The sequence below is a fragment of the Streptomyces sp. ML-6 genome (assembly GCF_030116705.1).
GTDB lineage: Bacteria > Actinomycetota > Actinomycetes > Streptomycetales > Streptomycetaceae > Streptomyces.
This window is the reverse complement of sequence record NZ_JAOTIK010000001.1, coordinates 90,436-102,584: the sequence shown is the minus strand read 5'-3', so window position 1 is coordinate 102,584 and position 12,149 is coordinate 90,436. Positions and strand designations below refer to the sequence as shown.

Below are 12,149 nucleotides of genomic sequence, written 5' to 3'. Positions count from 1 at the left end.
GTCGTCATCGGCGGGGGGAGTGGTGGCCTGCGAGATGGCCACCGCGTGGCGCTCGCTCGGCGCCTCCGTCACCCTGCTGGTCCGCGACCAGGCCCTGTTGACCGGCTGGGAGCCGTGCGCCGGCGAAGAGGTCACCCGGGGGCTGAGCGATCTGGGCGTCACCATCCGCTTCGGGGTGTCGGCCGTCCGGGTCGCCCGTGACGTCGGCACCCGCACCGTGACCGTGGACACCGACGACGGCACGACTCTCGTCTGCGACGAGGTCCTCGCCGCCGCGCGGGCGACCCGCTGACGCCCCGCCCCGTTCCGTACAACTCAGAAGGAGAACCCCTCATGAAGAACCGTCCGGTCCTCGAACCCGCCGCCCAGGCGTTCGCCGACGCCACCGCCCAGCCGCCCTACCTCTACCAGATCCCCGTCGCCGAAGGCCGTAAGGCCGTGGACGACGTCCAGAACGGTGAGGGCGTGCCCCTGCCGGACGTCGACGAGGAGTGGGTCACCGTCCACGGCGGCCCGACCGGCGACGTCCGCGCCCGGATCGTCCGCCCTCGCGGCGCCACCGGCCCGCTCCCCGTCGTCCTCTACATCCACGGCGCGGGCTGGGTCTTCGGCAACGCGCACACCCACGACCGGCTCGTCCGCGAACTCGCCGTCAGCACAGGGGCGGCCGTGGTGTTCCCCGAGTACGACCTGTCGCCCGAGGCCCGCTACCCCGTCGCGATCGAGCAGAACTACAGCGTCGCCCAGTGGGTCGCCCGCGAGGGACATCACAAGGACCTCGACGGCACGCGGATCGCCGTCGCGGGCGACTCGGTCGGCGGCAACATGAGCGCCGCCCTTACCCTCATGGCCAAGCAGCGCGGCGACGTGACGCTCGTTCAGCAGGTCCTCTTCTACCCGGTCACGGACGCGAGCTTCGAGACCGACTCGTACCACCAGTTCGGTGAGGGGTACTTCCTGCGCCGCGACGCCATGAAGTGGTTCTGGGACCAGTACACGACCGACGAGGCCGAGCGCGCCGAGCTCACCGCCTCGCCGCTGCGCGCCTCCACCGAGCAGCTCGCCGGCCTGCCGCCGGCCCTGGTCATCACGGCCGAGGCGGACGTCCTGCGCGACGAGGGCGAGGCGTACGCGGCCAAGCTCCGAGCCGCAGGCGTTCCCGTCACCGCCCTGCGCGTCCAGGGCGCCATCCACGACTTCGTGATGCTGAACGCGCTGCGCGAGACGCAGGCCGCGGAACTCGCCATCGGTCTCGCCACCGACACCCTCCGGAAGGCCCTCGCATGACCATGACCGGATTTTCGACGAGCATGCCGGTGGCGGGCCTCGTCCCCGCCCCGAGCCGGGAACACGAGCACGCCGACCTCCTCGTCCGCAACGCCAAGGTGTTCACCGGTGACACCGACCGCCCCGAGGCCCGAGCCGTCGCCATCCGCGACGGCCGGGTCACGGCCCTCGGCGACGACCACGACCTCGCCCACCTCGTCGGGCCGGGGACCAGGGTCGTCGACGCGCTGGGCCGCCGGGTGATCCCCGGTCTGAACGACTCGCACCTCCACGTCATCCGGGGCGGCCTGAACTACGTCCTGGAGCTGCGCTGGGACGGCGTACGCAGCCTCCGCCAGGCCCTGGCCATGCTGCGCGAGCAGGCCGGCCGCACGCCCAAGGGGCAGTGGATCCGGGTCGTGGGCGGCTGGACCGCCGAGCAGTTCGCCGAGCGCAGGATGCCGACCGTCGCCGAGCTGAACGCCGCCGCCCCCGACACCCCGGTCTTCGTCCTGCACCTGTACCAGTCGGCCCTGATGAACCGGGCCGCGGTGAAGGCAGCTGGGTTCACCCGCGAGACCCCCGATCCCCGGGGCGGGCAGATCGTCCGGGGCCGGGACGGTGAACCCAACGGCGTTCTCCTCGCCGCTCCGAGCGCTCTCGTCCTGTACTCGACGCTGGCGAAGGCACCCGCTCTCGACGAGGCCGACAAGCGGACGTCGACGCGCCACTTCCTGCGCGAGCTGAACCGCTTCGGACTGACGTCCGCGGTCGACGCCGCGGGCGGGTTCCAGAACTTCCCCGACAACTACGCGACGGTCGTCGATCTCGCCCAGGCGGGGGAGCTGTCCCTGCGGATCGCCTACCACCTCTTCCCGCAGACGGCCGGGCAGGAGCTCGCCGACCTCAAGCGCTGGACCGAGATGGTCAAGCCCGGGGACGGCGACGAGTGGCTCCGGCTGAACGGCGCGGGTGAGAACCTGACCTGGGCCGCGGCCGACTTCGAGAACTTCTCCGAGCCCCGGCCCGAGCTCGCCGCGGGCTACGAGACCGAGTTCGAGAGCGCCGTACGGATCCTGCTCGAGAACGGCTGGGGCTTCCGGCTCCACGCGACGTACGACGAGACGATCCGCCGCGACCTGGCCGTCTTCGAGAAGCTCGCCGCGGAGGGACTCTTCCCCGGCGGCAACCGCTGGCTCTTCGACCACGCGGAGACCGTCTCGGCCGACAGCCTCGACCGGATCGCGGCCCTCGGCGGCGCCGTCTCGGTCCAGAACCGGATGTCCTTCCAGGGCGCCGCGTTCCTCGATCGCTACGGCGCCGAGGCGGCCGCCCACACCCCGCCGGTGCGGGCCATGCTCGACCGGGGCCTGACCGTCGCCGCCGGAACCGACGCCACCCGCGTCTCCTCGTACAACCCGTGGGTCGCACTCCACTGGCTGGTGACCGGGCGCACCGTCGGCGGCACCGCCCTCTACCCGGCGGGGAACCTGATCGACCGCGAGACCGCCCTCGGCCTCTACACCCGGGGCGGAGCGCAGCTCACCGGCGAGCAGGACGTCAAGGGAACCCTGCGAGAAGGCTCGTACGGCGACCTCGCGATCCTCTCCGACGACTACCTCACCGTGCCCGAGGACGTCATCCCCGACATCGAGTCCGTCCTCACCGTCGTCGGCGGCCGCATCGTCTACGCGACCGCGGAGTACGAGGGTCTCGACGAGGCCGTCCCGCCGGTGACACCCGAGTGGAGTCCGGTGGCCCACTTCGGCGGCTACCGGAGCGGCGCCCATCAGGCCTCGCTCCTGGCCGAGGCCGTCGCCGAGTCCGAGCAGCACCGCCGGTGGCGCGTCGCGCGCGGCTCCCTCCCCGACACACAGCCGTCGTTCGTCGACCCCTGCTTCGAGCACTGAGAGAGATCCACACGATGAGTACCGCCTCACCCACCGCCGACAGCGGCGACGACGCCGTGGCCACCTCGCCGGACGCACCCCCGGAACGCCGTTTCGAACCGGACCTCCGGTCGATGACCCGGATCAACCTGCGGCCGATCGCCTCCCCCATGCCGCTCGGCTTCTTCACGATCGCCATCGCGTCCGTGATGACGGGCTGCCTCCAGCTCGGGATCTTCGGGGAGGAGGCCCGCACCGCCGTCGCCTTCACCGTGCTGCCGGCTTTCGTGCTCCAACTCCTGGTGAGTTTCCTGGCCTTCGGCGCCCGTGACGTGATCGCGGCGACCTTGATGGCGGTGTTCGCCGGCAGCTGGCTGCCCTACTCGCTCATCATGCTCAGCGACGCGGCCGACGGCCTGAAGGTCCTCGGTGTCTTCAACCTGGCGCTCCTCTGCTTCGGCGCGCTGATGACCGCCGTGACCGGGCCCAAGCGGGCGCTGTGGCTCGTCCTCGCGGTCTCCCTGCCCCGCTGGGCGGCCACCGGCCTCGCCGGCATCACCGGCGCCGAATGGCTGACGCGCACGTCCGGGGCGCTCGGCCTCGTCGTGGCGCTCGTCGCGATGTACACGGCGTTCGCCCTGATGCTCGAGGACATGCGCAGCGAGCAGGTCCTGCCCATCGGACGTAGCGGCCCCGCCCACCTCGCCGTGGAGGGCGACCTGGCCGTCCAGCTCCGCAACCTGGAACGCCAGGCGGGCGTGCGCCGCACGCTCTGATCGCAGTCACCGACCCCGTAACACCGCGACCGCACAGGAGTACCCATGGAATCCCGAGTGACCGACCGGCCCGAGAAGTCCCGGTACGAGATCCTCGTCGGCGCCGACGGCACCGAGACCGCGGGCTTCGCCGAGTACCACCTCTCGGAGGGCGAGATCGCCTTCATCCACACCGAGATCGATCCCCGCTTCGGCGGCCAGGGTCTGGGCGGGCTGCTCGCCTGCGGCGCCCTTGACCACGCCCGGGCCCGTGGGCTGCGCGTCCTGCCGTACTGCCCCTTCATCCGGGGCTGGATCGGCAAACACCCCGAATACGCCGACCTGGTGCCCGAGGCGCGCCGCGCCCGCTTCGGCCTGTGAACCACCCCACAACCACCTTCTCCGTCCACTCACCGAGGAGTTCCCCCATGCCCCGACACGCCCGCCCCACCGTCGTCCTGGTCCACGGCGCTTTCGCCGACGCGTCCAGCTTCGCCCGCGTCATCCCCGAACTGACCGCCGCCGGCATGGAGGTGATAGCCCCGGCGGTGCCCAACCGCAGCCTCGTCGACGACGCCGCGTACATCGCCTCGGTGGTCCGTGCCGTCGAAGGCCCCGTGATCCTGGTCGGGCACTCCTACGGAGGCGCCGTCATCACCCTCGCCGGGACGGAGGACAACGTCCGCGCCCTGGTGTACCTCGCGGGATACGCGCTTGAGGAGGGCGAGAGCCTGGGCGAGCTGCAGGGCGGCTTCCCCGACTCCGGTCTCGCCGACGCGCTCGTCTACACCCCGTTCCCGGTGGCCGGCTCCACCGAGACCGGCACCGATGTCTCGGTGGAGATCGAGAAGTTTCCCGCCCTGTTCGCGGCGGACGTCGACCCCGACCTCGCCGCGGTGCTCGCCGTCTCCCAGCGCCCCCTGGCCGCGCGGGCCTTCTCGGAGGCGGCGCCGGTCGCGGCGTGGAAGACCAAGCCCTCGTGGGGCCTGGTGGCCTCCGCCGACCGTACGATCAACCCCGATGTGGAGCGTTTCGGCTACCAGCGCGCCGGCATGACCATCGTCGAGGTCGACTCCTCGCACCTGATCATGCTCGCCCAGCCCAAGGCCGTAGCAGAGCTGGTCATGGACGCTGCCCGGTCCACGGCGCACTGATCCGACGCTTGAAGATCGAACGATTGGTCTATGTCGTTCGAAGGAGGTAGCTTTCCGAAACGCCCGCCGAGGACATGCGGCGGGCGATCGGAGGAAGCACACCCATGAGGTTCGGCGCGAGGCTCGCGCTCGCCGTCATCACCCTCGCCGTCACAGCCACGGCCTGCGGCACCCCGCAGGACAGCGGTTCGCGGTCGCACACCACCGCGGACTGCGCACCGTACGCCAGGTACGGCAAGCACCCCGGTACCAAGGTCACCGTCTACGCGGAGAACCGGGACCGGGAGGCCGACCTGTTCGAAGAGACCTGGGCGGACTTCGCGGCCTGCACGGGAATCGACGTCCAGTACGAGGGGGACGGAGAGTTCGAGGCCCAGATCCAGCTCCGGGTCGACGGCGGGAGTGCGCCTGACGTGGCGTTCTTCCCTCAGCCCGGACTCCTGGAACGTTTCGCGCGGGCAGGGAAGCTCAAGCCTGTGAGCGCCGGGGTCGCGACCCTGGCGAAGCAGGGCTGGTCGGCGGACTGGAACAGCTACGCGACCGTGGACGGCACCCTCTACGGCACGCCGCTGGTCGCGAACGTGAAGTCGTTCGTCTGGTACTCCCCGAAGTTCTTCCGGGACAGGGGACTGAGCGTTCCCCGCACGTGGTCCGAGCTGATGGCCGTCACGGAGAAGGTCGCGGCGTCGGGCGTCAAGCCGTGGTGCGCGGGCATCGAGTCCGCCGAGGCGACCGGCTGGCCCGTGACGGACTGGATCGAGGACGTCCTGCTGCGCCAGCAGGGCACGCACGTCTACGACCAGTGGGTCGCCCGCGAGATCCCGTTCGACGACCCGCGTGTGATCAAGGCCATGGACACCGTGGGGTCCATCCTCAAGAACGACCGATACGCCAACGGCGGTTTCGGCCCGGCCCGGTCGATGGCGTCGATCTCCTTCCAGGAGGCCGGCACACCGATTCTCTCCGGCGACTGCGCGATGCACCGCCAGGCCTCGTTCTATGCCGACATGTGGCCCAAAGGCGCCGAAATCGGACCGGACAAGGATGTCTACGCCTTCCTCCTGCCGGGAGCCGATCCGGCCGGCCGCCCTGTACTGGGCGGTGGGGTGTTCACAGCGGCGTTCGCCGACCGCCCCGAAGTGCGGGCGTTCCAGGAGTACCTGGCCTCTGCAGACTTCGCGAACGCGCGCATGAAGAAGGGCCCGTTCGTCTCGGCGAACAGGGGCGTGGATCCGGCGAACGCCGCGACCCCGGTCGACAAGCTCTCGATCCAGCTGCTCCAGGATCCCAGGACACAGTTCAGGTTCGACGGTTCGGACCTGATGCCGGCGTCGGTCGGCGCCGGGACGTTCTGGAAGGGAGCCGTCGACTGGATCGGCGGCGCGAGCACCCGGCAGGTCGCCGACTCCATCGAACGGTCCTGGCCGAGAAACTGATGTCGTTCGACTCCGTCGCCCAGCAGCCCAAGCTGCTGTATCTGCTCCAGGGCATCGCCGCCTTCGCGGCGGTGGTCTCCCTGGTCCTGCTTGCACTGCACCGGAGGCCGGTGCGGAGGAGGGCCGCGGCCCTGATCCTGCTGGCCCCGGCGCTGCTGCTGCTCACGGTCGGTCTCCTCCTGCCCGGTCTGCGCACCCTGGTGCTGTCGTTCACCGGCAGCGGGGGAGACACGTGGGTCGGCTTCGACAACTACGTGTGGATGTTCACCGACCACCGGTCGCTGGTGGCGCTGCGCAACACCCTGGCGTGGGTGGTACTCGTGCCGCTGACGTCGACCGCGGTCGGCCTGCTCTACGCGGCGACCGTCGCACGGTCGCGGTTCAGAGCGTTCGCGCTGTCCCTCGTCCTGACGCCGATGGCGATCTCCTTCGTCGGCGCGGGTGTCGTCTGGAAGTTCGTCTACGCCTACCGTCCCGCGGAAGCCGGGCAGATCGGGCTGCTGAACCAGCTCGTCGTCGCGTTCGGCGGCGAACCGCGTCAATGGCTCGTGGACTCTCCCTGGAACGTCCTGTTCCTCATCGTGGCGATGGTGTGGACACAGGCGGGCTTCGCGGCCGTCCTGCTGACCGGCGCGATCAGGGCCGTTCCCACCGAGCTGACCGAGGCGGCACGGCTCGACGGTGCGTCCCCCCGGCAGATCTTCCGGCGGATCACCCTGCCGTCGATCAGGCCCACGCTGCTCGTCGTGCTCCTCGCCCAGGTGATCGGCACCTTCAAGGCCTTCGACATCGTCAAGACCATGACCGGCGGACAGTTCGACACGGGCGTCATCGCCCACGAGATGTATGACCAGGCCTTCCGCTACGGCGAGACGGGCCGCGGCGCGGCGCTCGCCGTGCTCCTCTTCCTCCTCGTCACCCCCTTCGTCGCCCACCAGGTCCGGGCGCAGCGGAGGACGGGGTGAACGGCGTCCAGGAGCGTCTGGCCTCCCGCGCCTTCACGTCGATCGCCGTGGTGATCGCGGTCCTCTGGACGACACCGACCCTCGGTCTCCTGCTCTCCTCGTTCCGCCCCGAGCCGGAGATCAAGACGACGGGCTGGTGGACCGTGTTCGGTACGCCGCACCTCACGCTCGACAACTACGGCGAGGTGCTGTCCGGCGGCGGGAACGGGCCGGGGCGGCTCGCGGAGTACTTCGTCAACTCCGTCGTCATCACCGTTCCCTCGGTGCTGTTCCCGCTCGTCCTGGCCTTCTTCGCGGCGTACGCCCTGGCCTGGATCGACTTCAGGGGGCGCGACGCGCTCGTCGTCGGCATCTTCGCGCTCCAGGTCGTGCCGCTCCAGATGGCGCTCGTCCCTCTCCTGAAGCTCTTCTCCCAGGGCTGGCTGTTCCTGCCCGCCTGGCACCTCACCGGTCCCGCGCGGTTCGGCCAGGTCTGGTTCGCCCACACGGTCTTCGCGCTGCCGTTCGCGGTGTTCCTCCTGCACAACTTCCTCGCGGGGCTGCCCCGGGACGTGATCGAGGCCGCCCGCGTGGACGGCGCCTCGCACGGGACGCTGCTGCTCCGGATCGCGCTGCCGCTGGCCCGCCCGGTGCTGGTCAGCTTCGCCATCATCCAGTTCATCTGGGTGTGGAACGACCTCCTCGTGGCACTGACACTGTCCGGCGGAACGGCCGAGACCGCGCCGATGACCGTCAGATTGGCGAGCCTGGCCGGAACCTACGGCAACGAATGGCAGCGGCTCACCGCAGGAGCCTTCGTGGCGGCGCTCGTCCCGCTGCTCGTCTTCTTCGCCCTCCGGCGGCACTTCGCACGGGGACTCCTCGCCGGATCGGTCAAGGGATGAGCCCCGACCGGCCCGACGAGCAAGGCGGGGCGACGGGGCTGAGCCAGCCCGGGCTGCGGGGCCGCGAAGCCGAGCTGGAGCGGCTGCGCACCCTGGTGGAGACGGTGCGTGACGGGGAGGGAGGAGCGATCGCGCTCCTCCTGGGCGAGCCCGGGATCGGGAAGACCGCGCTGTTGCAGGAAACCGTCTCGATCGCACGGGCCCATGGATTCGTCGTGAGCCACGGACGTGCCGAGGAACTGCACGAGCTGGCACCGCTCGCCTCACTGGCCTCGGGCCTCCTGCACGGCGACCCGCCGCTGCTCTCCAGCACGGACTTCGCGGACCTCGCCGGCCACCACGACCAGCGCATCTGGCTCGTCGAACGGCTGGCCCAGCTGATCGAGGAACGCTCTGCGGGCACGCCCGTACTGATCGCGGTCGACGACGTCCAATGGGCCGACCCGCTCAGCCGGTTCGCCCTGAGCGTCATGCCGGCACGGCTGCTCAGCTCCCCGGTCCTCTGGCTGCTCACGGGCAGGGAGGACCCGGAACTTTACGGGCAGGGGCCGCTGACGACGACCCTCCCGCTGCGGCCGCTGTCCGATACGGCCCTGGCCGAGCTGGCACGCGACGTCCTCGGCGGGAACGTGCCGACGCAGGTCGAGGAGCTCCTCGAAGGGGCGGGCGGCAACCCCTTTCTCGCGGCCGAGATGCTCGCGGGCATTGCGGCGTCGGGCGCGGACGGGCCGGAACCGCCCGAGCGGCTGGTCCTCGGCGTACGCGGCCGGCTGGCCGACCTCCGGCCGGACACCCTGCACTTCCTGCGGATCGGCTCGGTCCTCGGCCGCGCGTTCTCGCTCGCCGACGCCGCCGCCCTGTGCGGCCGGCCCGCCTCAGGACTCAGCGCCGAAGTGGACGAGGCGATCGCCGCCGCCCTCCTCCACGACGACGGCGAAGGCCTGCTGTTCCGCCACGACCTGCTCCGCCAGGCGGTGTACGCCGACCTCGCCCCCTCCGTACGCCGGGCGCTGCACCGGGAGGCCGCGAGCCGGCTCGTCGCGGCGGGCCGGAGCTCCGTCGACGCGGTCCCGCACCTGCTGAAGAGCGCCGAACCCGGCGACATGGAGGCGATCGGACTGCTCGGCACGGCCGCCACGGACGTGAGCGCCGTGATGCCCGACCTCGCCGCCGACCTGGCCGTACGCGCCCTGGAACTCGTACCGCCCCGTGCGCCCCTGGCGTACGACGTGGGAGAACAGGCCATCGTCGCGCTGACCCGCGCGGGCCGGTACACGCAGGCACGGGAAACCGGCGACGCGCTGCTCGCCCGGCAGCCGCCCCTCGACGTCTTCGCCCGTCTGCAGTCCGTACTCGGCGACACGCTGTGGCACCTCGACGACGTCCACGAGCTGACCCGCCGCTCGACGGCGGCGCTGGCAGCCGTCACCGACCCGGTGATCCGGGCCCGGCTGACCGCCCGGCAGGCCCTGGCCCGGTCCCGCGGAGGCGACCTCGCGGCCGCGCGCGAGACCGGCGAACGGGCGCTCGCCGAGGCGGAGCGGGCCGGTGACCGGGAGGCCCGCGTCCTCGCGCTGTGGGGTCTCGGCGAGATCGCCCTCAACGCGGGCGACTGCGCCGCCGCCGTCGAACACCACACGGCGCTGAGTGTGTTCGACACGGCCTTCCTTCCCGAGGAGGCCGTCGCCCTGATCCACATGGACGACTTCGACACTGTACGGCGACTGCTCGGGACGGCGGGCGACGCTCCCCTGCGCCCCGCCATGTTCATCTGGGCCCAGGGAACCCTGAACATGGGGCTCGGCCGACTCGACGACGCGGACGCCGACTTCGCCACCGCCGAGCGTCTCGAAGCGGATCTCCACGTGCCCGGCAACCTGGTCAACATCCGCGTCAACCGCGGCCTCCTCGCGATGCTGCGCGGCGACCGCGAAGCCGCGCGGGAACACCTGGACGTCATGCGGGCGACCGTGGCTGACCGGCCGAACACGGGTAACCACGCCACACACCAGTACTTCGAGGCCGTGGTCGCCGACGCCGACGGCGACCACGCGGCAGCGGCCGAACTCGTCCGGTCCGTGCAGCGCGACCACCCCTTCCTCCGGTGGCGGCTCCTGCGCCCCCATGTCGTCCAGGCCGTGCGGATCGCCCTGCGCGGCGGGGACCGGGGCCTGGCCGAGGACCTCGCGGCCCAGGCCGCCGAACACGCCATCCGCACCCCCACCGTGCCGACCGCCCAGGGGACGGCCGCCCACGCGTCCGCCCTGGTGAACTCCGACCACGAACTCCTGGAGCGGGCCGTCCGCATCCTCCTCGCAGGCCCCCGGCCGCTGCACCTCGCCGCCGCATCCGCCGACCTCGGGCGCGCTCTCCTCACGGCAGGCGACCCCGCTGCGACACCCGCCCTGACCAGGGCGCACGACATCTACGCCCAGGCCGGGGCCGACGCCGAGGCCGACCGGGTCCGGGCCGATCTGGAGCGAGCCACAAGCCGCTCCGGCCGGCGCACCGGGCGCCTTCGGCCGCGCACCGACCAGGGCTGGAACGCGCTCACGGCCTCGGAACGCAAGGTGGCCCGGCTGATCGCCGCGGGTCACACCAACCGGTCGGCCGCGGAGGCCCTCGTCGTCTCCCCACACACGGTCAACACCCATCTGGCGTCGATCTTCCGCAAGCTCGCGGTGCGCTCGCGGGTCCACCTGGCCCGGATCGTCCTCGCGGAGGACGACGCCGGAACGGCCACCGGCGACTGAGCGACCTCTACGTCCCCGTGCAAGACGTGGTGCGCGGGACGGCAACAGGAGGTGCGCGACCGGTCCTAGCGTGACGGGCATACCGCGCCGCTCCGACGCGCGGACCAGCCACCCGAATCGAGGAAGCACCCCCATGCCGTACATCACCGTGGGCCAGGAGAACACCAGCCCCGTCGAGCTGTACTTCGAGGACCAGGGAGACGGACAGCCCGTCGTCCTCATCCACGGCTTCCCGCTCGACGGCCACTCCTGGGAGCGCCAGAGCGCCGCTCTGCTCGAAGCCGGCTACCGCGTGATCACGTACGACCGCCGCGGCTTCGGGCAGTCCTCCCAGCCGACCACCGGCTACGACTACGACACCTTCGCCGCCGACCTGAACACCGTGATGGAGACCCTCGACCTGAAGGACGCCGTCCTCGTCGGCTTCTCCATGGGCACCGGCGAGGTCGCCCGCTACGTCTCCGCGTACGGCTCCGGCCGCGTCGCCAAGGTCGCCTTCCTGGCCTCGCTCGAGCCCTGCCTGCTCAAGAGCGACGACAACCCGGACGGCATCGCCCCGAAGGAGTTCTTCGACGGCGTCGTCGCCGCCGTCAAGGCGGACCGTTACGCCTACTACACGGCCTTCTTCAACGACTTCTACAACCTCGACGAGAACCTGGGCACCCGCATCAGCGAGGAGGCCGTCCGCAACAGCTGGAACACCGCGGCGCGTGGCGGCTCCTTCGCCGCGTCCGCCGCGCCGGCGACCTGGTACACCGACTTCCGCGCCGACATCCCCGCCGTCGACGTGCCGGCCCTGATCCTGCACGGCACCGCCGACCGGATCCTGCCGGCCGAGGGCACCGCGCGCCCCTTCCACAAGGCGCTGCCGTCGGCCGACTACGTCGAGATCGAGGGCGCCCCGCACGGTCTGCTGTGGACCCACGCCGAGGAGGTCAACACTGCCCTCCTCGCCTTCCTGGCGAAGTGACGCCCCACCGCTGACCCGCCGGGGTGCCGCCGCAGCCCGGCGTCACCCCGGCCCCCCGGTTCCCGGCGAGGGAACCG

At 71.4% G+C, this 12,149-nt stretch carries 11 protein-coding genes; all 11 read left to right on the top strand.

What is annotated here, in order from left to right:
* The first annotated feature begins 34 nt into the window (after window positions 1-34).
* The 11 genes from OCT49_RS00475 (at window position 35) to OCT49_RS00425 (ending at window position 12,072) form a co-directional block, all read left to right on the top strand.
* A complete protein-coding gene (locus OCT49_RS00475) occupies window positions 35-292 on the top strand; it encodes an FAD-dependent oxidoreductase (protein ID WP_283849891.1) in 258 nt (85 codons plus the stop codon).
* 41 nt (window positions 293-333) lie between these two features.
* On the top strand, window positions 334-1,287 hold the full coding sequence (locus tag OCT49_RS00470; protein WP_283849890.1) for an alpha/beta hydrolase: 954 nt from the start codon (window positions 334-336) through the stop codon (window positions 1,285-1,287).
* Between the two features lie 2 nt (window positions 1,288-1,289).
* On the top strand, window positions 1,290-3,176 hold the full coding sequence (locus OCT49_RS00465; RefSeq protein ID WP_283855627.1) for an amidohydrolase: 1,887 nt from the start codon (window positions 1,290-1,292) through the stop codon (window positions 3,174-3,176).
* Between the two features lie 14 nt (window positions 3,177-3,190).
* The gene (locus OCT49_RS00460; RefSeq protein ID WP_283849889.1) at window positions 3,191-3,931 is read left to right on the top strand and encodes a GPR1/FUN34/YaaH family transporter; all 741 of its coding nucleotides are present in this window, start codon (window positions 3,191-3,193) and stop codon (window positions 3,929-3,931) included.
* Window positions 3,932-3,976: 45 nt separating this feature from the next.
* Window positions 3,977-4,291, top strand: a complete 315-nt coding sequence (locus OCT49_RS00455; RefSeq protein ID WP_283849888.1) for a GNAT family N-acetyltransferase — start codon at window positions 3,977-3,979, stop codon at window positions 4,289-4,291.
* A gap of 47 nt (window positions 4,292-4,338) precedes the next feature.
* Window positions 4,339-5,064, top strand: coding sequence for an alpha/beta fold hydrolase (locus OCT49_RS00450; protein ID WP_283849887.1), 726 nt, complete (start codon window positions 4,339-4,341; stop codon window positions 5,062-5,064).
* A gap of 104 nt (window positions 5,065-5,168) precedes the next feature.
* A complete protein-coding gene (locus tag OCT49_RS00445; RefSeq protein ID WP_283849886.1) occupies window positions 5,169-6,500 on the top strand; it encodes an ABC transporter substrate-binding protein in 1,332 nt (443 codons plus the stop codon).
* Window positions 6,500-7,465 carry a carbohydrate ABC transporter permease gene (locus OCT49_RS00440; protein WP_283849885.1) on the top strand — a complete coding sequence of 322 codons (966 nt, stop codon included), beginning with the start codon at window positions 6,500-6,502 and terminating at the stop codon, window positions 7,463-7,465. The genes OCT49_RS00445 and OCT49_RS00440 overlap by 1 nt, the downstream gene beginning before the upstream one ends.
* A complete protein-coding gene (locus tag OCT49_RS00435) occupies window positions 7,462-8,349 on the top strand; it encodes a carbohydrate ABC transporter permease (RefSeq protein WP_283849884.1) in 888 nt (295 codons plus the stop codon). The genes OCT49_RS00440 and OCT49_RS00435 overlap by 4 nt, the downstream gene beginning before the upstream one ends.
* Window positions 8,346-11,102, top strand: coding sequence for an ATP-binding protein (locus tag OCT49_RS00430; protein WP_283849883.1), 2,757 nt, complete (start codon window positions 8,346-8,348; stop codon window positions 11,100-11,102). The genes OCT49_RS00435 and OCT49_RS00430 overlap by 4 nt, the downstream gene beginning before the upstream one ends.
* Window positions 11,103-11,235: 133 nt before the next feature.
* Window positions 11,236-12,072, top strand: a complete 837-nt coding sequence (locus OCT49_RS00425) for an alpha/beta fold hydrolase (RefSeq protein ID WP_283849882.1) — start codon at window positions 11,236-11,238, stop codon at window positions 12,070-12,072.
* The last annotated feature ends 77 nt before the right edge of the window (window positions 12,073-12,149 follow it).

Coding starts and splice junctions, on each gene's coding strand:
- OCT49_RS00430 (WP_283849883.1), top strand. CDS start 8,346: ATGAGCCCCGACCGGCCCGACGAGCAAGGCGGGGCGACGGGGCTGAGC.
- OCT49_RS00470 (WP_283849890.1), top strand. CDS start 334: ATGAAGAACCGTCCGGTCCTCGAACCCGCCGCCCAGGCGTTCGCCGAC.
- OCT49_RS00440 (WP_283849885.1), top strand. CDS start 6,500: ATGTCGTTCGACTCCGTCGCCCAGCAGCCCAAGCTGCTGTATCTGCTC.
- OCT49_RS00475 (WP_283849891.1), top strand. CDS start 35: ATGGCCACCGCGTGGCGCTCGCTCGGCGCCTCCGTCACCCTGCTGGTC.
- OCT49_RS00455 (WP_283849888.1), top strand. CDS start 3,977: ATGGAATCCCGAGTGACCGACCGGCCCGAGAAGTCCCGGTACGAGATC.
- OCT49_RS00465 (WP_283855627.1), top strand. CDS start 1,290: ATGACCGGATTTTCGACGAGCATGCCGGTGGCGGGCCTCGTCCCCGCC.
- OCT49_RS00445 (WP_283849886.1), top strand. CDS start 5,169: ATGAGGTTCGGCGCGAGGCTCGCGCTCGCCGTCATCACCCTCGCCGTC.
- OCT49_RS00425 (WP_283849882.1), top strand. CDS start 11,236: ATGCCGTACATCACCGTGGGCCAGGAGAACACCAGCCCCGTCGAGCTG.
- OCT49_RS00450 (WP_283849887.1), top strand. CDS start 4,339: ATGCCCCGACACGCCCGCCCCACCGTCGTCCTGGTCCACGGCGCTTTC.
- OCT49_RS00460 (WP_283849889.1), top strand. CDS start 3,191: ATGAGTACCGCCTCACCCACCGCCGACAGCGGCGACGACGCCGTGGCC.